This is a genomic window from Pseudoalteromonas sp. SG43-1 (assembly GCF_014164415.1).
GTDB lineage: Bacteria > Pseudomonadota > Gammaproteobacteria > Enterobacterales > Alteromonadaceae > Pseudoalteromonas > Pseudoalteromonas distincta.
In genome coordinates this window covers 1-20,491 of the sequence record NZ_JACJFD010000037.1, presented here as the reverse complement: position 1 = coordinate 20,491, position 20,491 = coordinate 1, and the positions used below count along the sequence as shown (strand labels likewise).

The following is a 20,491-nucleotide window of genomic DNA, read 5'->3' as shown; positions in this document are numbered from 1 at the left end:
TTATTGTTATAAGCCGAAAAATTATCGGCTAGTTATTAGGTTACTGTACGCTTTACCGCTGGCTTTAACAGTTCGTTTTTGTGTGTTGTAGTCTACGTGTACTATTCCAAAGCGCTTTAAATATCCTTCTGCCCATTCAAAGTTATCCATTAGGCTCCACGCAAAGTAACCATCTACTTTTACGCCTTGCTCAGTTGCGTTATGTAGGGCATTTAAATGCTCGTGGTAATATTCAATACGGTCGTTGTCTCTCACTTCACCGTCTTTAAATTCGTCAGCCATGGCTGCGCCGTTTTCTGTAATATAAATAGGCGGTAGGGTGTATTTTTCGTTTAACGATACAAGTAATTCTGTCAGCGCTTTAGGATAAATTTCCCAGCCTATATCGGTCATTGGCGCTTTATGTGGCAGCTCATGGTAAAAGTCGGTTTCGCTTGCTTGATAATGCATGCGGGTATAAAAGTTAACCCCTAAATAATCTAGTGGTTGAGCAATTATTTCCATGTCGCCATCTAAAATATCTGGGAGGTGGGCCTTAGGTAATTGCTTAATAATATCAGGGTATTTACCTTGCATTACAGGCTGCATGTACCATTGGTTTATATAGTCATCAGCAAATGCAGTGGCTTTTAAATCGTCTTCACTTTGAGTAACGGAGTAACAAGGCGTAAAGTTAAGTACAATACCGTTTAGCGTATTTGGGCTATTTTTAGCAAGTACTTGCATAGCCAGACCGTGACCCAGTAATAAGTGGTGCGCGGCTTTACGACCAAATTCGCGACCTACAATGCCAGGTGCATGTACGCCTATTTCGTAACCTAAGTAAGAGCTGCAAAACGGTTCGTTTAAGGTGGCGTAAGAGTGCACACGTTCCCCAAAAGCTTTGGTAATTAAATCTGTGTAATGTGCAAATTCGTAAGCGGTGTTACGGTTTAGCCAGCCACCTTCGTCTTCAATATGTTGTGGTAAATCCCAATGGTACAGCGTTACAAAAGCTTTAATGTTAAAACGTTTTAACTCATCTAAAATGTCGGTATAAAACTTAACGCCTATCGGGTTTAAGTGACCGCTTTTAGTCATAACGCGCGGCCACGAAATAGAAAGTCTGTAAGCGTCTACACCTAATGATTCAATTAAGTTTATATCGTCTTTCCAGCGAGTGTAGTGCTCGCAAGCTACATCGCCATTTGAATTATCGACTATTTTGCCTTCTTTACTGCAAAAGGTATCCCAAATACATGGCAAGCGATCAGCTGCGCCGCCTTCAATTTGAAATGAGGCCGTAGCTACACCATAAGTAAAATTTTTGGCTAAAAGTGGTGAGCCACTAGGTAAAGATAATTGTTTCATTAAGAGAAAACCTCTGCTTCTTTTTTGGTAAAGTTTGCTTTGTATAGAGCGTATATTAAATTCATTATTGGAAGCGCTTCCATATTTAATTTGATTAATCACTAAGTATGGTATTTAATAACTTTAAGGAAGCGCTTCCATATTTAGGTTAGTGGCTATTGTTAAACAGGTCAATAGTTAAATTTAAATAACAAATAGGCGCTCACAAAATCACACTGACACAACACAGGGCTATAAAAATGAAAAAAAGCTTAAACACTAACAGGTTACACATGCTCCCCATTTTAATTGGAGGATTGTGCGTTTTAAGTGGGTGTAACAAACAAGAGATTAACGCAAATAATAGCCAAGGCGCCTTAGCCAAAAAGGCTGAGCATGAGCAAGGTAATTTATCATTTTGGCCAACGCTTAAAAGCAAAGTAGTTAAAACCCCTGAAATTGAAAATACGATTGCACAGTATTTAAAAACAATGACGCTTGAGCAAAAAGTAGCGCAAATGATCCAACCTGAAATTCGCGATATTAGTGTTGAAGATATGCGCAAATACGGTTTTGGTTCGTATTTAAATGGCGGTGGCTCGTTCCCAAATGCTAATAAGCATGCAACGCCTGCAGGTTGGATAACACTTGCTGAGAGCATGTATCAGGCCTCGGTTGATGACTCAATTGATGGCAGTAAAATTCCAACCATGTGGGGCACTGATGCAGTACATGGCCATAATAATGTGATTGGGGCGACGTTATTTCCGCACAATATTGGTTTAGGTGCTGCTAATAACCCCGCATTAATTGAGCGCATTGCAGCAGCTACTGCAATAGAGGTAATGGCAACAGGCATAGATTGGGTGTTTGCACCGACTGTTGCGGTTGTGCGCGACGACCGATGGGGCAGAACGTACGAAGGCTACTCAGAAGACCCTGCAATTGTACGTGAGTATTCAGCCGCAATTGTAAACGGATTGCAAGGCAGAGCCGATGAAGACTTTTTAAGTGATAAACGCGTAATTAGCACTGTTAAGCACTTTTTAGGCGATGGCGGCACAGTAGGTGGTGACGATCAAGGGGACAACATTGATAGCGAAGAGACGTTATATAACATTCATGCGCAAGGTTATATAGGTGGCTTAACCGCAGGTAGTCAGTCGGTTATGGCATCGTTTAATAGCTGGAATGGTAAAAAAAATCACGGCAACAAATACTTACTTACCGATGTATTAAAAACAAAAATGGGTTTTGATGGCTTTGTTGTAGGAGATTGGAACGGGCACGGACAAGTTGCCGGCTGTACAAATGAAAGTTGCCCGCAGGCTGTTAATGCGGGGCTTGATATTTTTATGGTGCCAACGGGTGCTTGGAAACCACTTTATGAAAATACAATTAAACAAGTAAAAGCGGGCACAATAACAATGGCGCGAATAAATGACGCCGTAGCGCGTATTTTACGCGTTAAATTACGTGCAGGTTTATTTGATAAACCAAGCCCTGCAAATCGAAAATATTCAGGTAAATTAAAACTAATAGGTGCGCCAGCACATCGCGATATTGCCCGCCAAGCGGTACAAGAGTCGCTAGTACTGCTTAAAAACAACAACCATTTATTACCGCTTAACCCATCAAGCAACATACTTATAGCAGGCGATGCGGCCGATAACATAGGCAAGCAATCGGGTGGTTGGAGTATTACGTGGCAGGGAACTAATAATCAAAATGCTGATTTTCCTGGGGCAACGTCTATTTATGCGGGGCTAAAAACGCAAATAGATGCCGCTGGCGGTAACGCTATTTTAAGCCCAACGGGTGAGTTTAATACCAAACCCGATGTAGCCATTGTTGTATTTGGTGAAGAACCATACGCAGAAGGACATGGCGATAAAGACAACCTTGAGTTTGAACGTAACAATAAACGCTCTCTTAAAATATTAAAAACATTAAAGCAGCAAGGTATTGCGGTGGTGTCGGTGTTTATATCGGGCAGACCAATGTGGGTTAACAGCGAGCTAAACGCGTCAGATGCATTTGTAGCAGCATGGCTTCCTGGCACTGAAGGACAAGGCATTGCAGATGTATTATTAGCGGATGAAAGTGGGCAGGTACAATACGACTTTAAAGGTAAGTTGTCTTTCTCGTGGCCTAAATCGCCACTACAAACCGCAGTAAATAAGGGTGATGCTGATTACTCGCCATTATTACCCTATGGCTTTGGCTTAACGTATAAAGATGAAAGTACGCTTGCCAATAATCTAAATGAAGACTCAGGTGTTGATGTTAGTAACCTTGCGCCGTTATCTATATTTAATGGCAGTTTTAAAACACCGTGGCGTTTGTTTTTAAATTCAAACAGCGAGCAGCACCAAGTAGCAAGTAACAGTGTAAAGCTTGGCGGTATTACTTATCGCACTGAAGACAAAGCGATTCAAGAAGATGCGATGCAATTTAATTTTGATGGCACTGCACCCAGCTACATCGAAATTAATAGTAACTTTACCGAAGACAAAGTGGCCTACATTGAAGCAAATTCCGCCCTTAGCTTTAGCTATAAAGTAAACCAAATACCTAGCTCGCAAACATACCTTGCAATGAAGTGCGAACAAGGCTGTGGCGGCGAGCTTGATATTACCCGTGATCTTGAAAATGCTGATTTAAATACATGGCAAACCATGAGCATAGATTTAACGTGTTTTGCTAAAAAGGGTGTTGATTTTGCCAGAGTAACCAGCCCTTTTATTATTAAAACAGCAGGAGAGCTTAGCGTTTCAGTTTCAGATATTAGCTTTGAGCCACAAAGCGCTAAAAGTGCCATGGTTAAGTGTGAATAGTAAAGTGTTTATAGTGTGTTGTCTCAAAGCCCTTAGTAATAAGGGCTTTTTTTTTAAGAGGATATTTATGCTGGGCAATACTGCTTTAAAAACTCATGATGAGATGGTAATTGGCTGACGCGCTGCTCTATTTGTTGCTTAATACCGTGTAAAAAACGGGTGAGTTCTTCGTCGCTCATCATGCTGGCTATTAAGTGATGTTGATTAGGCTCAATACCTTGACCAAGCATAACTTGCACCCACGAATCGACTCTAAAAATATCGCCATCGTCTAAAAATACACGGCTGGTTTGTTTAAACAAATCAATTTTATGCTGAAGTGTTTTTGGAACCTCCATCGCACTACAGTGTTGCCAAAACTCACTGTCATCGCGATTAGTTACTTTGTAGTGCAGCACAATAAAGTCGCGAATATTTTCAATTTCGCTTTTAAGCTGTTTGTTGTATTCGTCAATGGCGTGATTAGTTATGCCATTAAACGGAAATAAACGCATAAAGCGAATAATACCCGACATAATTAAGTGAATGCTGGTGGACTCAAGTGGTTCAACAAAACCGCTAGCAAGGCCAAGCGCTAAGCAGTTTTTATTCCAGCCTTTTAAGCGGCGCCCTGTTTTAAATTTAATAATACGTGGCTCTGTAAGCGCCTCGCCCTCAATGTTACTTAATAAGAGCGCTTTGGCTTGCTCGTCATCCATATATTGGCTGCAATAAACTAATCCGTTGCCTACACGGTTTTGCAGCGGTATACGCCATTGCCAGCCGCTTTTGTGGGCAATAGATCGGGTAAGTGGCAATACGGTATCGCTGGTTGATTTTGTTTGCACCGCAATGGCGCTGTTACACGGTAGTAAATGCGACCAGTCTTCGTAGCCAGTATGCAATGCTTGCTCTATTAATAAGCCTCTAAAGCCGGTGCAATCAATAAAAAAGTCGCCGTTAATGTGCTCGCCATTATTTAAAATCAATGATTCTATATGGCCTGTTTTAGTGTTTTTTACTACTTTTTGTATTTTACCTTCAATACGTTTTACACCTAACGGCTCTGAAAATTCACGTAAAAACTGCGCGTAACGCGTGGCATCCATATGGTAGGCATAGTTAATGGGGTTTTGCTGATTAAACGCAAATTTACCGGCTTTAGCCGCTTGCAGCTCGTAGCAGTAATCGCCAAATGGGTTGTTTATTCCAAGTGCTTTTCCTTGCAGCCAAAAGTGATGAAATTCACCCGCCCAACATTCTTTGCCCGTTGCGCCAAATGAGTGAATATAATGCGTGTTTTCATCGCCCCAGTTTTCAAAGCTAATACCTAATTTAAAGCTTGCTTGAGTGGCTTTCATAAATGCTTGCTCGTTTATACCCAGCAATTTATGAAATGTACGAATAGGCGGAATTGTTGCTTCGCCAACACCTACAGTGCCAATATCGTCAGATTCAACAAGGGTTATGTTTATATTGTTACCAACTAGTTTAGCAAGTGCCGCTGCGGCCATCCAACCAGCAGTGCCGCCTCCAGCAATTACTACGTTTTTAACAGCGTTTGTTTTAGTCATTATGTGGCTGCCCATTATTTGATAAAAGATGATTTAAAAGCGCGCGATTACTTGGTAGTCCGTTTAAACACTGCGCTATTTTTTCGCGATTTTGCTGATAATAGTAATCCCCAGCGCGTGGGTCGTTAAATGTATTTTGTGCAGATACTGTTTGTGTATCAAAGCCCATGCCATATAAAACGTATTGGTAACTACTTGATGAAAACACTTCTTCGTTTTCAATAAAATCAAAGCGGCTAGGGGGTTGAAATTGCCAAAGTTTAAGTAAGTTTTGCAGGCGCTCGGGCGCGGTATTTAAATTACTAATATCTTGCCAATAAGGAGTGTCGTCGCGCTCGCTTAGCACATAATGAAGTTTTAAAAACTCAATAACGCGCTGCCAACGAGTGCTAAAACGCTCATTAAAACGCGTTTCAAGCTGGCTCATATGGGCGCGGTTTTGCGGTAGTTGCTCGCTTATCATGCTAATTGAAAGCTCAACCATTGCAAGTGCTGACGCTTCAAGCGGCTCTAAAAAGCCAGCAGACATACCCACGGCAACACAGTTTTTAATCCAAAATTGTTCCCTGTAACCAGGGCTGAATTTTAATACGCGGTAGTTAAGTTGCTCAGCTTGTTGCTCACTGGTAGTTTTAGCTATGTAGCTTTTTAGAGTATTTTTTGCGCTTTCATCACTTTGATATTTACTGCTAAATACATAACCTGTACCACGGCGCGTTGGTAGGGCTATATCCCAAATCCAGCCGTTACTTTGCGCTGTAGATAGCGTAGCAGAGGCAATTGGTTGATCGGTGTGTGCATTAGGTATTTGCGCCGCAACAGCGCTGTTATTAAATAAAATATGATCTTGCGATATAAACTCACTATTAAAATGCTCACCAATTAAACGAGCACGAGAGCCTGAGCAATCTATAAATAAATCACCTGTTATATCGCCATTATTATTTGTTTTTAATACGGCAATATAGCCATGCTCGTCGTTAATAACCTCGGTTACATCGTCAATAATATGTGTAACGTTTAGATTTTTAACACAGTGATTTTTTAAAAACTCTGCAAATTTACCCGCATCTAAATGATAGCCATAGTTGGTGACCGCTGCATATTCGGGTGTTTGTAATTGTTTTGGTGCAAGTGCTGCTTGGCATACAAAGCTTTGCATATTAACAACGTCGGCAAATTTTTGATCAGGTGCAATGCGTTGCCAGCTGGCGTGTAAATTAGTGTGCTCGTAGCCTTGTGGATTCATAAAAGGGTGGTAGTAGTTTTCTCCCTCGCTGAGGTTGCGCCAATTTATAAATTTAGAACCTTGCTTAAATGACGCGTCGCAATGGGTTATAAAATCAATTTCTTTAATGCCAATGCGCTGCAGCGTGTTACGCATTGACGGCCATGTACCTTCGCCGACGCCCAATATAGGCACATTTTCCGACTCCACTAACGTTACATTAAGGTGCGGGTGTTCGGCAGCTAATAAGCCTGCGCTTAGCCAACCGGCAGTGCCACCGCCTAAAACGACTATTTTTGTTATTGGTTTGGTCATGAGTTAACACCCTAAAGTTGATAACAATTAAACTAGCATTAATACTGTTTTAAATACAAAAAAGCCGCTAGTAAAAACTAACGGCTTTACTTTGTATTACCTTTAGAAGTTGTAACGCATACCAATATTGTAACGTGCACCTAGCTGTTGTAGGTTCCACAATTGTGCTGACGTACGGCCATGTTCGCGGCTGTTTTGTTCAGTAATGTTAAGGCCTTCAACAAAAAACGATAGTTGTTCGCTGTAGTTGTACGCAACATTAAAGTCGACTTGATAATATTCTTCAGTAAAGCCTGGCTCGTTTACGTATCGAGCTGCGCTATTTAAAAACTTATCACGCCAGTTGTAAGCAATACGTGCTTGAAAATCATCGTTTTCGTACATTGCAATAAAGTTAGCTGTATCGCTTAAACCCACTAGTGCAAATTGTGTTGTAGTAGGGTCAGCGTTTACATCAAAGTCTATGTCGCCATTAACTGTGGTGTAGTTTGCTTGCACACCAAAACCGCTTTCACCAAAAAAGTGCTGAAAGGCAATTTCAAAACCATCAATGGTAGCATTTTTATTGTTGGTAGGTACTTGTGCTGTAAATTCTAGTAATGGGTCATCGCTGTTAGCAATTACATCGTAGGCGGCTTCAAACTCTTCGTAGGTCATAGAGTCAAAATCAACGCCATTTTCTGTTGCGGCAACCATTTGAAATAAGTTTGAATCGGTTAGAGCAAGTCCGCGAGATTCTAGCTCAGCAATGGCAGCTTGTGCGCGAGGACCCGCTGTTGCATCGCGTAATCCGTAGTAGTTTTGCGTCATTGGTGTTAAACCAATAAAGTTTTCGATGTCTTTAGTGTAATAACCTACCGACACATAACTTGTTTCTGCAAAGTACCACTCAGCCGATACATCAATATTATCAGATTCTAGCGGCACTAAACCAGGATTACCCGTTGACGCTGTAGCCGGTGAAGAACCCGCTAAAAGAGTAGGGGCACCTGGTACACCAACGGTCGCTGCTGAACTTAAGTTATCGTAAGTTGGGCGAGCAATTGTCGTGCTATAAGAAAAACGCGCTTTTACGTTTTCAATTACTTCTATGTCAAAGTCAAAGCTTGGTAAAAAGTGATCGTAGCTAGATTTAAGCGTGAAATCTTCTTTAGCCGAGCCAAAACGAACATTAAAGTCGTTATTACCTTCCCACGCTACTGCGTTAGGTAAATCGATATTAGCCGTTGAGGTAATGTCGGTAGACTCTTGCCGCGCGCCAATAACAATGTTGTATGGCATATCGCCAATGTAACCGTTGTAAGTAAATTGCACAAACGCAGCGGTTATGTCTTCTTCAATGGTGCGGTTAGTTGCAAATGCGCCATCGGCTGCAAAGTTAAAGCCGTATTCTTCACCTGCCCAGTAACCAATTTGCGATGCGCTGCCGGTATAACCTTGGTTGTACGAACCCGATGTATCGTAGTCGTCAAACTCAGCTAAAAAGTTTGTTGGGTTTAGGTAGCCATCAGGTAGTTCGCCTGGGTTTTCTATACCCCAGTTACCCATTGTATTACGCGTAAGTGATTGCAGTGAATGGCTTTCCATAGAGCGAGACTCTATACCAAAGTCAATTGCCCCGTTTTCAATTTCGTATTTACCATGGATTCTAAATTCTGTGATTTCAGATTCTTGGCGAGCAAAGTTAGAATCTAAAATAGACGTACCCACATCAGAGGCATCTAACGTGTTATTACAATTTAGGTTGTCTCGGCGGCAATCATCAAAATCGATACTCATTGATGGAAGCTCACGGCTAAAATCAACTTCTTGTGCGTTAACTACGTTTGCGCCCAAGCCTGCGTTTACCCAGCTGCCGTAAGGTGCATCTGGTTTGCTAGTGGCTTTTGAATTGTGCGCATCAAACATAAAGCTTAATTCTGAGTTGAAATAGTATTCAACGTTTAAACCAATAGAGTCGTTTTGGTTAACTTGGTTTAGCTCTTGAAATGCTAAGCCTAAATCGCGTGTTTGCTGATCGCGACGTTCTTCTCGGTAATAAATCGGGGTTTTTACCGCGTTATCGTCAAACGTTAGCGCGCTTTTGTAGTTATCCATCCAAATTGATTGCTCAGCACGGGCTTCGAATAAATCTTGCTTAGAATATGTGTAATCAAGCGTGGCTGTTAAATCATCAATTGGGCTGTATTGCAGCGTTAATTGCGCGTTTGTACGAGTACGTTCTCTGTCGGCAATGGTGTAGCGCAAATCTGATGGCATTGAATAAAGTTGACCTACAGCGGGTGCATTAGTTAAAACAATATCGTCTGCTGCTTGTGGGATTGTGCCGTCAAAAGCAGATGTGTTCCATTGATTTACAAACGCACCTGTTGATGAGCTATCGCGCTGTTGCATGCTTGCAGTTAACGAGGCACCAAATTTAGCTTCACTGTCGGTCCAGCTAATTAAGCCCGAAAGCTCTGGTGTTATGTCATCACCAACGCGGTTTGTTGAGTCGTGTAATGCTTTTACGCCAATGCTTGAAACAAAGCCTGGGTTGTCGAGCGGGCGAGCGGTATTAATATTAATTGTTGCGCCAATACCACCTGATGCAATGCTTGCTTTACCCGTTTTATATACTTCAACCGATTTAACGCTATCAGACGCTAAGTTTGCAAAATCAAATGCACGAGAGCTAGGTGTACCACCGCCTGCAGGCAAAGATGCCGCCGGCATTGTACGCCCGTTTAGGGTTACCATATTGTAGTCGGGGCCAAAACCACGAACCGTTACTTTAGAGCCTTCACCATTTGAGCGATCAATCGACACACCCGTAATACGCTGTAGCGACTCGGCTAAGTTGGTATCTGGGAATTTACCAATATCTTCAGCTGATATTGCATCTACAACACCAGCGGCGTCGCGTTTTAAACGAGTCGACTCTTTAATACTGCTTTTAAAACCAGTAACTTGGATTACTTCAACATCTGTATTTGCTTCTTGTGCATATACAGGCAAAGAGATTGATGCACCTAAAATCAGAGATAGGCTGGTCGCTATCTTTGTTTTTCTTACAATATGGTTGGACATTCGGTTTCCCTCGCGCTTTTATCATTATTATTAACAGCTTGTATGGGGCTGTTATTGTGTAGTTATAAACATTGTCAAATGTGTGGAAGCGCTTCCAGAAAAATCTGTTTAACTAGATTTTGTGGAAGCGCTTCCAGAAATGCTAGTTTATATTTTGAATAGGGTCAACTGTTGTTTTAATAAAATGAGACTAAATTGTTTTTAAAATGTATGTTTTTTGGATTTAATTTTATTTAAATTATAAATTACAATTGGTTATAAAAAACCGTTTGAAATAGTGCGGTAACAACATTTTATTATAAGAAAACCAATTATTGATTAATTTAGTTATTTACACACTTTTATAAGGTGTTTAAATCAGCTTTTAATACTAGCTAAAATTAATAAATTGGCCGTTGGTCACTCAACAAAAAATAGGTACATTTGCTAACTTAGCAAAAATGCCGATGTAGTGATTATGTACAACGCAATTGATGAAAACGCATCAAGCGGCGGTTCTATCTCAGTTTATGAATCGGTCATTAAAAACCAGTAGTTGTTTAAAAAATCGTTAATTAAATCACTAAAAAGTAACGTAGTTTTTGCAGAAGATGGTTTAAAAATAAACTTATAAAGTATTGCGCATAAGGTGTTGCGAGTCGCTAGTTTTATCGCTATTTTAAAGGCTCTCTCATAGATGGATTTTATTATGCGCATTAAATTTTTAGCGAGCTTTTATTCTTTCTTCTTGTTTGCATTGTTTGGTTGTGACGATCAAAGTATGGCAATTCAAGGTAGTCCTCAGCTAAATAATAATGTAAGTAACTCACCCTCTAATCTCAAAGTAAACACGCCTCCAGCAGCTCAAACACACGAACCCGCTTTAGTGGTCGGTATGCTAGCTACACATTGTAAAAGTAATGAAGCAGCCTACATTAACGCAAAAATGCATAAAGTTGTGCGTAACCCAGATGTAAGTACAGCCTACAAGTTAGAGCCTACCGATAAAGTGCTTTCTATTTGTGTTGCAAAAGATGACTCATCGCTTAGTTATCGATTTGGTAGAGTTAATGACATAGGGCTTGAAAAAGAAGCTACACCAGATGCACCATTTGGTAGTTACTACAGGCAAGTAGGGCGTATTGGCGAGAGTATTTTATTTTTTAGTAACGGCGAGTATCATTATTATATTATTAACTCAGGCGGTATGGGCAGTGGTGTAACCGTTAATGTTTATAAAAACGATACATTAATTACTGAGCTGTTTTCGGGTAATGATCCTTACGATGATTTTGTTATAGCAACCGATTTAAATTTCCCTAAAAAATTGGTTATCGAAAAACAGCCATTTAATAAGCAAATGCAGTAAATAATGACTCCACAGCAGCAAAACGTAATAGAGCAAGGGCATTGGTTTAAAAACCGTAGCGCTTATTTAAAAAGCTTTTTATTAACGCAGGGCAAAACGCTCTCGCTAAAGGCTCAGCAGTCATTATTTTTGCGAGGTGATAAGCACGATGGAATTTATGCAGTGCTTAGCGGCGTGGTGCGTATTAGTGGCGTAAGTAACGAAGGCAAAGAAGCCGTATTGAGCTTTATTGATTCATCACTGTGGTTTGGCGAAGTTACCTTGTTTGATGGTGGCCTGCGCACTCATGATGTATATGCACAAACTGATGTTGTGCTTTTTTACGTGCCCCAACGCGCGCTTGAACAGCTATTAAACAAGCAGCCACAATATTGGCAGGAGTTTGGTTTATTGTTGGCACAAAAGTTACGCCTAATGTTTAGCTCAATGGAAGATCACGCATTACTAAGCGCTGAGCAAAAAGTATGCAATCGACTTTTAATGCTCAGCGAACATACAGAGCACTTAACACCACTTGTTTTATCTCAGCAGCAACTTGCTGATATGACCTACCTAACGCGCCAAACTATTAATCAAATACTGCAACAGCTTGTTAGCTTACAAGCTATTAGTTTGGGGTATCAACGCATAACAGTTTTAGATAAACAAAAGCTACAAGCGCGTGCTACACAAGCTTAAATAGAGGCTGCTTTATTTAGTTGGAACCAAAATTGCTACAGATAATGTAACGCAACAATGGATTTGAGCTAATGACTACAATAACCTTTAAAAATCAATATGGTAATTATAACTCTCCTACAGTAAATAAAGCGGCAGGTTCAAGCGAAGTTGCGGCAACTAATGTCCATCCTAATGAAAAAACAAGTGATGCTAAAGGCATTACCTCAGCCCCTAAAGAACCAACGTTTTTAGAAAGTGCCCAAGAAGCACTGGTTTATCAGCGCTTAGGCGTAAACAAAAACAAGATAGACGAGCTAAAAGCGACAATAGAAGAGCTCACTAAAGAGCTACAAGGTCAGGGCGCAGACCCTAGCGCAATTGCTGATAAAATAGAGGAACTTCAAAAAATGCTTGAGCAAGAGTATCAAAAAGGGCGCGAGCGAACGGATATGAATGGTGAGCATGAGCCGGGTAAAATAATTTCTGCATTTGTTTAATTTACAAAATGTCGGATACCTGACATTGTTGTTGTGTCTACTTTTGCTAAAGTAAGTTTTATATATAAAAATAAAGGCAAAACAATGAAAACACTTCAACAGCAACTTGGTAAATATGGTTTGTATCATCGTTCTAAGCGCAATGTACTAACGCACTTTATTGGTATTCCGCTCATTGTATTTGCAGCGTTGTGTTTACTAGCGCGCATTCAAATACCCCTTGGTAGCGTAGTAATTGATGGTGCACAACTTTTTGTATTAGCGTCGGTTGTTTATTATTTTATGCTGAGCTTTTCGCTTGGCTTTATTATGGCCGTGATATTCACTTTACTCCTTGTTGCTGCTCAGCCTATTGCGGCAATGGCGTTTTGGCCTTGGTTGAGTATTGGCGTAGGTGTGTTTGTATTTGGTTGGGTATTACAGTTTATTGGGCACTATTACGAAGGTAAAAAACCGGCGTTTGTAGATGACCTAATTGGTTTAATTATTGGCCCTTTGTACGTAACTGTTGAACTACTATTTTTAATGGGTTTTTACAAAACATTAGAAGATGAAGTAAACGCAATAGCAGGTCCTACAAAGGCGTAAAATACTTTACTAAGTACCTTTATAAAACCTAATAAATAACAAAAAAAGGGCAGATAACGCATGCAATATAATAATAAAACCGTGTGGATCACCGGGGCATCGTCAGGTATTGGTAAAGAGCTTGCTATACAATTTGCCGAGCTTGGAGCGCGCGTTATTTTATCGGCGCGCAATGTAGATAAACTAAATGATTTAAAATCAACGCTTAAAGGCGAAGGGCACTTAGTTGTGCCGCTGGACTTAGCCCAGCCAGAACACGTACTGAGCACAATAACAGCAAAAATGAACGAGCTTCCTACAATAGATATTTTAATTAATAACGGCGGCGTATCGCAGCGTAGCTTATTTTTAGAAAACGACTTTAACGTGTATCGCCAATTAATGGAGGTTAATTACTTTGGCTTAATTGCACTTACTAAAGCTATATTGCCTACTATGGTGGCAAGGCGCAGTGGCTCAATTGTGTCTATTAGTAGTGTGGCGGGTAAAGTTGGGTCAAAATTTAGAACAGGTTATTCGGGTTCTAAATATGCGGTGGTTGGTTTTATGGATTGCCTACGAGCAGAAGTAGCACAACATAACATTCATTGTTTAACAATTTGCCCAGGCTCTATTAAAACAGCAATTGCGCATAACTCACTAAACGAGCAAGGCATAGCGCAAAATAAACCAGAAGAGTCGATAGAAAATGGCATGAATGTAAGCGTAGCGGCTTCAAAAATGATTCGTGCCATTAGCAATAAAAAAGACGAAGTGATTATTGGCAAAGGTTTAAGTGGTTGGGCGCCAACAATTAAGCGCTTTTTTCCTACTTTGTTTAATCGCATTACCGCAAAAACAAACTATAGGTAGCGTCGTTTATTTCAAAGGCGTAAAATGCCGTAAATTTGATCAATTTAGAAAAGGATTCTAAATGAAGTATTTATGGCTGAGCCTGTTTTTTATTGTATTAATTTGGTCTGGTATTAACCCAAAAGATCAATTTACATGGCTGCTTGAAGTTATCCCCGCAATTATTGGTTTAGTGCTGCTAGCAAGTACCTATAGCCACTTTAAACTTACCCCTATTTTATATACATTTATTTTAGCGCATTGCATTGTGCTGATGATTGGCGGGCATTACACCTACGCCGAAGTTCCTTTTTTTGATAACCTATTTGGTAGTGAGCGTAATAACTACGATAAAGTAGGGCACTTTTTTCAAGGCTTTGTACCTGCACTACTAGCACGCGAAATTTTACTGCGCAAAAAAGTAGTAAATGGTCGAGGCTGGTTAATCACCTTTGTTATTTCGGTATGTTTGGCATTTAGCGCCTTTTACGAATTGATAGAGTGGTGGGTTGCAGTGTTAAGCGGCGAAAACGCAGAAGCGTTTTTAGGCACGCAAGGTTACGTGTGGGATACCCAATCAGATATGGGACTGGCGTTATTTGGGGCTATTTGCTCGCTATTAGTACTTTCAAAAGTACACGACAAACAGCTTAAAAACGTTAAAGATTATTTATAGGCTATAGGAACGTTAAAGACTATATAGAAACGCTTATAAAATATTAATAAAAGACTATTAACTTATGACTGTAAACACTAGTGATTACTCAATCAGCACAGACAAAAGTAAACTTAACTTTAACGTTATTTATAACTTTATTGCTAATAGCTATTGGGCCAAAGGCATCCCTAAAAGCGTGATGCAATCGGCTATTGATAACTCAATGTGCTTTGGTGTTTACAGCGCTCATAACGAACAAGTTGGCTTTGCCCGAGTAGTGACTGATAACGCAACCTTTGCTTATTTAGCAGATGTATTTATTGCCCCGCAATCGCAAGGAAATGGGCTGAGTAAGTTACTTATTAAAACGATAGTAGAGCACCCTGAGCTACAAGGGCTCAGGCGCTTTTTATTAGCTACTTCTGATGCGCATGGCCTTTATGCGCAATACGGGTTTAAACCGATAGATAACCCCGCACTACTAATGCAAATAAATCCTGAGAATGTGTATGGTAAAAAATAATCGTGATATCTATTAAATGGGGGAAGAGCAAATTTCGTCTAATGTTCTTGTTAGCTGTGCATTACACCCAAACATCATCTTCTGCTGTAAGTTCGCTACCTGAATCACCAGTATTAACAACACCTTTAGGTTCAACTATCATGATTTTACATTCTGAAGTTGCTATAGGTTTATGTTCAATGCCTTTAGGGATTACAAACATTTCACCTGATTCTAATGTAACGACTCCATCGCGAAATTCAATGTTAAGGCACCCTTCAATTACAATGAAAACTTCGTCAGTATCCGGGTGATCATGCCATACAAATTCACCTTCTACTTTGACCAATTTAAACTGATAGTCATTCATTTCTGCAATTACACGAGGAGACCAATGATCTGTAAACTTAGTAAACTTTTCTTTAAAATTGATTGCATTCTGTTTCATGAAAAATTCTCTATAGCTAGTACTGCTAGCGCCCGCATAAAATGCGGATAATGCTTGGCTAAAATTAGCGAAGAATGAGCGTCAGCCAAGCGTTTGACGTCATTTTTGATGCGCTTGTTAAGTTACCTATTTAGACGGTATAAGCCACATTCATTAGCCCATTTTTCAATTTTTTCTGCGTGTTTAGGATTACGTAAATAGAAAACATTAGTGTCGTCCCAGCTTTCAAAATATACAGCCTCCAACTCAGGCAGCATCACTTTATAAAAATGACTACTATCTACATTATGTGGAGCGCACATTAGGTAAGCTTCTTTAGCTGCGTCCGAGGTGAATTTGCGAAACTGTGGTTTAGCTGAACTCCAACGACCTTTAAATGTAAAGTTTAGAACCTCAGTGTTGTCGATTAATTTTTTCGCAAATTTAACGAATTTTGCATCTCTACTTTGTTGCTCCTCATCAGCAACATCAGATAAGTATTTAATTGAGTCTTCTGCTCCCAACCAACGATCGAAAACCGAAACCGCCATGTAAGTATATGCATCTGTATCTTCTGCAGCATACAACTTATCAAGATCTGGATACTTTTCTCGCAAGTCTATTTGAGATTTTATATCCAATGCCAGAAATTTACGCATATCTTCCTTGGTAACTTAACGAGCCTGTAGATTAACTCGTTTTTAAATTTTTTATTGATAAATAAACCATAGCTGAGTTCCTATTTTGGTTCAATTGATTACTGTATTTTTACGTAGAATATTGAAGTGTTTGATATTGTTTTAATTGGCGTTTTGGAAGGAATTATGGATGCTTTAGTCGCTTTATTTTAGGTTAAAAGGGCTTACCCTCATTAATGCATCGTGTTTTTCAGCTTTTCTATATTATGAACAAGGCAATACAGTTGCCGCAGCGTGAAGTAAGGTATTCACTTTCATTTGACCCCGTAAGGTCAATTTATTCATACCTTTGTTCACTGTAATGTTCCGCTTTTTATTTAAAGGAAAGTCGGTTCAAGGTAATTAGGATGGGTGCCATCCTAATTTTTTTGATGGCGTAGACCACGCACCAAAGTACGCAGTTTAATAAAACTGGGGGCAGCGTACGACTCGTCATAGCCTGTGGTATCACCAGTAAAGGCTCTTGCAGAAGCTCAAAAACAAAAGGAATAAACATTGCCTTAGGCAATGACTATTTAGCGTCACAAGGTTTAGTGTCATTGAGAGATATTTGGATCAATATTCATTACGGGATATGAACCGCCCATTGCGGACCCGCATGATGGGTGGTGTGGGGGCTGGAGGTTAGAGACCTCTGGCTACCCGATTATAACTTTTTTCTAACTCATCCCTAGTTAATTGAATAACTCCAACTAAGCTCTTTGTTAAGTCTGTATTCAAAATATCGTCAGGGCATAACCAATCAAAAAATAAAGCGACATTATCTGAATCAATGATGCTAATAAATTTGTCTTGAATCTCGATATCATCCAGAGGGCGTTGCATTTTTTTTGAATGAATATGACCAATATAATCATTTCGGAAACTTATAATACCTTTATTTTTTACTTTCTCTTTAAAAGTATTTCGTAAAGAGTCTAATTTAGGATTTTCCGTATGAAGTAACTTATTATATTTATCACAAAATTCTACATATTTAGAACAGTTCATGATAATTGAAGTAAAACATAACCTATAAAGTGCTCGTTCATGTAACTTAGAAAGATCACTTTTATACAGGTAATCTTTTAGAACAGTAACTGACATCGTAATATCAACAATCAAATTTGTTGATATTTTTAATGCTCTTTCTAACTCCATACACCAAACTCCGAGAAAGTTATAATGCCTTTGTAACAGGCTAATTTTTGTGAAGCAGTTTGTGTGATACTGACGCGCAGCGGCAACACAAAATGCGTAGCTAAAATTTGTCCTAGTTGACAAACTTGTTAAGCGGCGTTGTTCCAAGCGCCCGGACTCATACAGTCAAAAAAGACTACTTCAACATCGTTACCTATGTGATCTAGAATCATTTGATGGACGCGAGTGCAATAACCTTGGTCAGCACCAAAAACCGATATAGCTACACTAGTAACATCAGACTCAGCCAAACGACGTAATATATGAATATCGTGCTCACCAAAACCCCATCCATAGATTGTCAGGTTATTACCTACTTTGGGTAACACCTCACGATAAACAGTATTCAAATAGTGACTATTATGAATTGCCTTTACCTTTTGACTTGAAGTACCTTCACTAACGAACAAAGGTATGTATTCTCCAGACTCCCATTGGCGCAATATTGCACGCAATAAATCACCACCTCCTGCTTCTAACTTCTCCTCTTGCTCAACAACATTTCTAGCGAGTATTAGACTGCCATGCGGGTAAAATATTAATGTGTTACGTCTGTCCCATCGGCTTATTGATTCACGAAATCTCTGCCAATCTTCATCAAACTCACCATGAAGGAAACAGTCTTTGAAGCAATGACCATTGAAGTCACGGTTTGCATGCATAATCACCCAATACAGAGATAAGTCATAGTTAAGTGAAAGTACTGTTTTAAAAGAGCTTAAAAATAAGGCGATATCTGTAAATTGCTCTTCAACTTCGCAACACTCCGGATGAATACTACGTACAGCTTGGATCAAACAGTCACGAACATGCTCATATGCATTTTGGGTCTCGTTGTCAGTAATCTCTAATGCTAGGTTAACCCTGTTTGCTTGCCAAACAAGACGCAAAATCAACTCGAAATCATTAGTATCAAAGTGAGAAAAAAGGCGCTGAACATGATGAGTTAGCAAGCCATTATCGATTGCGTGTTGCTGTAACGAAGGATATGAAAAGCTTCTATCAATACCAATTGAAGCTCCATTTCCTAGTAATACCGAATCATTAAAGCTTTCAGATATATCAGCCCACTGTTCAATTACATATGGCATTGTTGACTTTCTCCTAGCCGTTTAACAACTTTGTATACGACATTTGTCGTTTTATAAACCGACAAATGTCAATATATTACATTGCACCTATTTTAGCCACGAGATGACTTCCATGTAAATAAATAGATAACACCTAGCCAGTTTTTATTAGTGTAGGAATACACCAAAATGGTGGAGATCAGTAATATTGGACAAAATAACAATTACTGTTTGTATGTAGAGCAGTTATTAACCACTGATTTAATATTAGTATTAACAAAGGTAAAGTAATTATATTTTTTAATTTATAAAAGAAGGTAATTAGGATGGGTGTCACTATAATTCTTTGATGCGTTTGTTAGTGTTCCGATAGCCATTTTTTAGATTTTTCTTGCATTAGAACACTTATTTCAACAACACCATCATTGTCATTTACATCCAAATCATCTCTTGCGTAATACAACCCATAAAGATGTTCGATCCCTACATTATCTCCAGCATACTTAGCCACGTTTTCATATAGATCAAAATTATTAATATCATTTAGCAACTGCCGAAATTGAATGAATGGGTCTACTTTCTCACTAGCAATTAACTTTAAGTGATATTTAATTATTAAATTAATTGAATCCTCAAATGAAGGTAGTTGAGCAATAAGTCTTTCAAAAATAGGTGAAACAATTCCCCAACACTTAGGTTCTGCATCAATAATATCCAGTAGCTCGTCAGAATAAACGCCATTGTTTAACTTATAATTTGCATAATTGATCAAATCATCAGTTTTACAAGCACCTGCTACATACTTTGCTATAAAGTAATTTTCATTCTCTTCATTCATCCTAAATTTGAAAACCCATTGTTAAGGACCACTGACGCCCGCAACAGCGGAAAATTGGGAGCGCTAGCGAGTAATTTTTCCGGCTGCTTGCGCTTGTTAAATTTTCTATAAATCTGGCAACACCGTTGGGTCGAAGCCCCACATGTGGTCAGGGTTACGTGTGCACCTGACTACGGTTGTCTTATTGTTTTTTGGACCAATTGATCGAAGCTTTAATTTCCCTGTACATTTCGGGCAACTACCTTCAACTTTGGTGATGTATATCTCTCCTTTCGACCCAGTCTCAAGATTGAAAAATGGAGGGAAATCTAGGTGCTTGGATTGAACTAAAGCCATACCAATCGGAAACAATATTGCGCCGATTGCCATAGTTATAATAAAGATGAATTGGTATTCGGTTCCAATAAATCCAAGAATACTCGCAATGCTGCCAAAAAAACTAAGTAAGCCAGAGACTAAAAGCCAAGACGCTTTTAGTTGAGTTCCAGCGACCGATAACGGCCTAACTTTAGTTCGATCGATGTATGCTTTATTAGAAGCATCTTCATTTGAATTTATATTTATTGTATTTCCAGTAACTTGGTTTTGCTGACCAAAATTTACCGAGTTATCACCAGATTCAATATTTATATTGTTTTGGATTTTAAGGTCGTTTCCGCACTCAGAGCAAAACTTTGCTTGCACGTTGGCTTCCTTTCCACATGCAGTACAGTTCATCTATGCTATTACTCCTCAAATTTAACACTTTAGTATTTATGCGACACGCAGTTTGTGTTGCATAATCGCTTGTTGGACTGAGGCGCTACCTGCTCGGTGTGTCAGAGTTGGTGTTGTTTATGCTATGGGAATTTGCTTTTTAGAGGC

At 39.5% G+C, this 20,491-nt stretch carries 18 protein-coding genes; 8 read left to right on the top strand and 10 right to left on the bottom strand.

Annotated elements, in window-relative coordinates; translation table 11 throughout:
- Positions 1-21 precede the first annotated feature (21 nt).
- Positions 22-1,350: a GH1 family beta-glucosidase gene (locus H5159_RS19225; protein ID WP_182780860.1), complete on the bottom strand. Its 1,329-nt coding sequence runs from the start codon at positions 1,348-1,350 to the stop codon at positions 22-24.
- Positions 1,351-1,589: 239 nt separating this feature from the next.
- Here H5159_RS19225 and H5159_RS19220 point away from each other — a divergent pair, with 239 nt between their 5' ends.
- On the top strand, positions 1,590-4,166 hold the full coding sequence (locus tag H5159_RS19220; RefSeq protein WP_182780859.1) for an exo 1,3/1,4-beta-D-glucan glucohydrolase: 2,577 nt from the start codon (positions 1,590-1,592) through the stop codon (positions 4,164-4,166).
- A gap of 65 nt (positions 4,167-4,231) precedes the next feature.
- Here H5159_RS19220 and H5159_RS19215 read toward each other — a convergent pair whose 3' ends face one another.
- The 3 genes from H5159_RS19215 to H5159_RS19205 form a co-directional block, all read right to left on the bottom strand.
- The gene (locus H5159_RS19215) at positions 4,232-5,719 is read right to left on the bottom strand and encodes a tryptophan halogenase family protein (RefSeq protein ID WP_182780858.1); all 1,488 of its coding nucleotides are present in this window, start codon (positions 5,717-5,719) and stop codon (positions 4,232-4,234) included.
- Positions 5,712-7,262, bottom strand: coding sequence for a tryptophan halogenase family protein (locus H5159_RS19210; protein WP_182780857.1), 1,551 nt, complete (start codon positions 7,260-7,262; stop codon positions 5,712-5,714). Before H5159_RS19210 ends, H5159_RS19215 begins: the two co-directional genes overlap by 8 nt.
- A 102-nt stretch (positions 7,263-7,364) precedes the next feature.
- Positions 7,365-10,331 (bottom strand): TonB-dependent receptor, encoded by a 2,967-nt coding sequence (locus H5159_RS19205; protein WP_182780856.1) that lies wholly within the window; start codon positions 10,329-10,331, stop codon positions 7,365-7,367.
- A 676-nt stretch (positions 10,332-11,007) separates the two neighbouring features.
- Between H5159_RS19205 and H5159_RS19200 the strand changes: the two genes are divergently transcribed.
- The 7 genes from H5159_RS19200 (at position 11,008) to H5159_RS19170 (ending at position 15,436) form a co-directional block, all read left to right on the top strand.
- Positions 11,008-11,679 carry a hypothetical protein gene (locus tag H5159_RS19200; RefSeq protein WP_182780855.1) on the top strand — a complete coding sequence of 224 codons (672 nt, stop codon included), beginning with the start codon at positions 11,008-11,010 and terminating at the stop codon, positions 11,677-11,679.
- Between the two features lie 3 nt (positions 11,680-11,682).
- A complete protein-coding gene (locus tag H5159_RS19195) occupies positions 11,683-12,357 on the top strand; it encodes a Crp/Fnr family transcriptional regulator (protein ID WP_182780854.1) in 675 nt (224 codons plus the stop codon).
- A gap of 71 nt (positions 12,358-12,428) precedes the next feature.
- On the top strand, positions 12,429-12,836 hold the full coding sequence (locus H5159_RS19190; RefSeq protein WP_182780853.1) for a hypothetical protein: 408 nt from the start codon (positions 12,429-12,431) through the stop codon (positions 12,834-12,836).
- Between the two features lie 84 nt (positions 12,837-12,920).
- Complete coding sequence (locus tag H5159_RS19185) at positions 12,921-13,424, top strand: DUF962 domain-containing protein (RefSeq protein WP_182715776.1); 504 nt, start codon at positions 12,921-12,923, stop codon at positions 13,422-13,424.
- 60 nt (positions 13,425-13,484) lie between these two features.
- Positions 13,485-14,276, top strand: coding sequence for an SDR family oxidoreductase (locus H5159_RS19180; RefSeq protein WP_182780852.1), 792 nt, complete (start codon positions 13,485-13,487; stop codon positions 14,274-14,276).
- A gap of 61 nt (positions 14,277-14,337) precedes the next feature.
- Positions 14,338-14,931, top strand: a complete 594-nt coding sequence (locus H5159_RS19175) for a DUF2238 domain-containing protein (RefSeq protein ID WP_007583339.1) — start codon at positions 14,338-14,340, stop codon at positions 14,929-14,931.
- Between the two features lie 64 nt (positions 14,932-14,995).
- Positions 14,996-15,436: a GNAT family N-acetyltransferase gene (locus tag H5159_RS19170; protein ID WP_182780851.1), complete on the top strand. Its 441-nt coding sequence runs from the start codon at positions 14,996-14,998 to the stop codon at positions 15,434-15,436.
- A gap of 61 nt (positions 15,437-15,497) precedes the next feature.
- Here H5159_RS19170 and H5159_RS19165 read toward each other — a convergent pair whose 3' ends face one another.
- The 6 genes from H5159_RS19165 to H5159_RS19140 form a co-directional block, all read right to left on the bottom strand.
- Positions 15,498-15,863 carry a cupin domain-containing protein gene (locus H5159_RS19165; protein ID WP_165722991.1) on the bottom strand — a complete coding sequence of 122 codons (366 nt, stop codon included), beginning with the start codon at positions 15,861-15,863 and terminating at the stop codon, positions 15,498-15,500.
- 122 nt (positions 15,864-15,985) lie between these two features.
- Positions 15,986-16,501 carry a hypothetical protein gene (locus tag H5159_RS19160; protein WP_182780850.1) on the bottom strand — a complete coding sequence of 172 codons (516 nt, stop codon included), beginning with the start codon at positions 16,499-16,501 and terminating at the stop codon, positions 15,986-15,988.
- A gap of 663 nt (positions 16,502-17,164) precedes the next feature.
- Positions 17,165-17,680, bottom strand: coding sequence for a hypothetical protein (locus H5159_RS19155; RefSeq protein WP_182715772.1), 516 nt, complete (start codon positions 17,678-17,680; stop codon positions 17,165-17,167).
- 128 nt (positions 17,681-17,808) lie between these two features.
- Entirely contained in the window at positions 17,809-18,810 is a 1,002-nt protein-coding gene (locus tag H5159_RS19150; protein ID WP_182715771.1) for a DUF4917 family protein, read from the bottom strand.
- Between the two features lie 337 nt (positions 18,811-19,147).
- Positions 19,148-19,627 carry a hypothetical protein gene (locus H5159_RS19145; protein WP_182780849.1) on the bottom strand — a complete coding sequence of 160 codons (480 nt, stop codon included), beginning with the start codon at positions 19,625-19,627 and terminating at the stop codon, positions 19,148-19,150.
- Between the two features lie 105 nt (positions 19,628-19,732).
- Positions 19,733-20,311: a hypothetical protein gene (locus H5159_RS19140; RefSeq protein WP_206006184.1), complete on the bottom strand. Its 579-nt coding sequence runs from the start codon at positions 20,309-20,311 to the stop codon at positions 19,733-19,735.
- Positions 20,312-20,491: the final 180 nt, after the last annotated feature.

Coding starts and splice junctions, on each gene's coding strand:
- H5159_RS19225 (WP_182780860.1), bottom strand. CDS start 1,350: ATGAAACAATTATCTTTACCTAGTGGCTCACCACTTTTAGCCAAAAAT.
- H5159_RS19220 (WP_182780859.1), top strand. CDS start 1,590: ATGAAAAAAAGCTTAAACACTAACAGGTTACACATGCTCCCCATTTTA.
- H5159_RS19215 (WP_182780858.1), bottom strand. CDS start 5,719: ATGACTAAAACAAACGCTGTTAAAAACGTAGTAATTGCTGGAGGCGGC.
- H5159_RS19210 (WP_182780857.1), bottom strand. CDS start 7,262: ATGACCAAACCAATAACAAAAATAGTCGTTTTAGGCGGTGGCACTGCC.
- H5159_RS19205 (WP_182780856.1), bottom strand. CDS start 10,331: ATGTCCAACCATATTGTAAGAAAAACAAAGATAGCGACCAGCCTATCT.
- H5159_RS19200 (WP_182780855.1), top strand. CDS start 11,008: ATGGATTTTATTATGCGCATTAAATTTTTAGCGAGCTTTTATTCTTTC.
- H5159_RS19195 (WP_182780854.1), top strand. CDS start 11,683: ATGACTCCACAGCAGCAAAACGTAATAGAGCAAGGGCATTGGTTTAAA.
- H5159_RS19190 (WP_182780853.1), top strand. CDS start 12,429: ATGACTACAATAACCTTTAAAAATCAATATGGTAATTATAACTCTCCT.
- H5159_RS19185 (WP_182715776.1), top strand. CDS start 12,921: ATGAAAACACTTCAACAGCAACTTGGTAAATATGGTTTGTATCATCGT.
- H5159_RS19180 (WP_182780852.1), top strand. CDS start 13,485: ATGCAATATAATAATAAAACCGTGTGGATCACCGGGGCATCGTCAGGT.
- H5159_RS19175 (WP_007583339.1), top strand. CDS start 14,338: ATGAAGTATTTATGGCTGAGCCTGTTTTTTATTGTATTAATTTGGTCT.
- H5159_RS19170 (WP_182780851.1), top strand. CDS start 14,996: ATGACTGTAAACACTAGTGATTACTCAATCAGCACAGACAAAAGTAAA.
- H5159_RS19165 (WP_165722991.1), bottom strand. CDS start 15,863: ATGAAACAGAATGCAATCAATTTTAAAGAAAAGTTTACTAAGTTTACA.
- H5159_RS19160 (WP_182780850.1), bottom strand. CDS start 16,501: ATGCGTAAATTTCTGGCATTGGATATAAAATCTCAAATAGACTTGCGA.
- H5159_RS19155 (WP_182715772.1), bottom strand. CDS start 17,680: ATGGAGTTAGAAAGAGCATTAAAAATATCAACAAATTTGATTGTTGAT.
- H5159_RS19150 (WP_182715771.1), bottom strand. CDS start 18,810: ATGCCATATGTAATTGAACAGTGGGCTGATATATCTGAAAGCTTTAAT.
- H5159_RS19145 (WP_182780849.1), bottom strand. CDS start 19,627: ATGAATGAAGAGAATGAAAATTACTTTATAGCAAAGTATGTAGCAGGT.